This window comes from Piscibacillus sp. B03, assembly GCF_052246295.1.
Classification (GTDB): Bacteria; Bacillota; Bacilli; order Bacillales; family Alkalibacillaceae; genus Piscibacillus.
In genome coordinates, this window is record NZ_JBQQCO010000085.1 from 1 (window position 1) to 1,505 (window position 1,505).

Sequence of the window (1,505 nt, forward strand, 5' to 3'; positions counted from 1 at the left end):
GAGAGTGTAAAATATTTTGTGTAAATGGCTATTCCGATTTTCAATGATATAGAAAAAGGAAGACCCATTCTGTAGAATTAAGTTAGCAGACTAAAATTCACAGAAAAGAGGTCTTCCCTATGAATCATCTTACTACAGATTTAATTAAAGCACTAGCTGAAAAGCAGGATATTGAAGAGGTCTTTCGCAAACATTTAGAAGCAGCGATAAACTCCCTTCTAAAACATGAGCTTACTGTATTCCTTGATTATGAACCCTATGATCGTGAAGGTTTTAACTCAGGCAATTCACGTAATGGTGTTTATTCACGTACGTTCAAAACACAATTTGGTGAACTAAATTTAGAGATACCTCGTGATCGTAATGGTGACTTTAAACAGCAGACTTTAGAGCCTTATAAAAGAAACAATGATTCCCTTGAAAACTTTGTGATTCACATGTACCAAAAAGGCGTGACAACCGATGAGGTCGCCGACCTCATTGAACGCATGTATGGACACCACTATTCAAAACAAACTATCTCAAACTTAACTCAACTTGCTGTGGGCGACCTAGAAGCTTTTCACAAGCGCCAACTGCAAGAGCGGTATGTTTGTGTTTATCTTGATGCCACACATATCCCTATTCGTCGTAATACCGTTGAGAAAGAGGCGGTTTATATCGCGATTGGCATTACAGAAGATGGACATAAGGAAGTGCTTGATTATACTATCGCGCCGACTGAATCTGCCCATGTATGGAAAGAGCTCATTCAATCTATTAAAGAACGTGGAACTGAACATGTACTGTTGTTCATATCTGATGGTTTAAAAGGTATGACAGACGCTATTCATAGCGTTTATCCAAAGGCTAAACACCAAGTGTGTTGTGTGCATGCAGCTCGTCATATATCCAGTAAAGTGCGTGTCTCAGATCGTTCCAACGTTATGGCTGACTTCAAAGAAATCTACCAAGCCAAGGACCGAGATGAAGCGAATAAGGCATTGAAAGTATTCAGTGAGAAGTGGTACAAAGTTTACCCGAATGTAGTACGAAACATTGAGTCGAATCCACGTCTATTAACCTTCTTTGACTTTCCATCTTCAATTAGACGTAGCATTTACTCAACTAATTTAATCGAATCTTTTAATAAGCAGCTGAAACGCTACATTAAAAGGAAAGAGCAGTTCCCTCACGAGGATTCATTAAAACGATTCCTCGTCACTCAATTTCATGATTACAATCAAAAGTTCGGTATGCGTTGTCATAGAGGTTTTAACGAGGCAAAACCTGAAATTCTTGAAATGTTTGAATCAATTCAAGGTTAATCTTCTTCAGTCTAATTATTCTAGCTTGTTAGAAGAAAGCATCAAGCCCAAACCGCTTGACCCTTTCTTCTAACAAGCTGCTGGGTTGGCAACTGAAGAAGAAGCCACCATTACGACCTAAAGGTCGATCATATAAATAATGCAGCTAACTTAATACAGATGGAACGTCGTCATTTACACAAACTTTTTGACACTCCC

1 protein-coding gene is annotated in these 1,505 nt (G+C 38.6%); it reads left to right on the forward strand.

From position 1 onward, the window contains the following. Window positions 1–119: 119 nt before the first annotated feature. The gene (locus ACTWQB_RS17285; protein WP_443140391.1) at window positions 120–1,307 is read left to right on the forward strand and encodes an IS256 family transposase; all 1,188 of its coding nucleotides are present in this window, start codon (window positions 120–122) and stop codon (window positions 1,305–1,307) included. Window positions 1,308–1,505 lie beyond the last annotated feature (198 nt).

Excerpts from the sequence above, each read along its gene's own strand:
- ACTWQB_RS17285 (WP_443140391.1), top strand. The coding sequence starts at position 120 with ATGAATCATCTTACTACAGATTTAATTAAAGCACTAGCTGAAAAGCAG.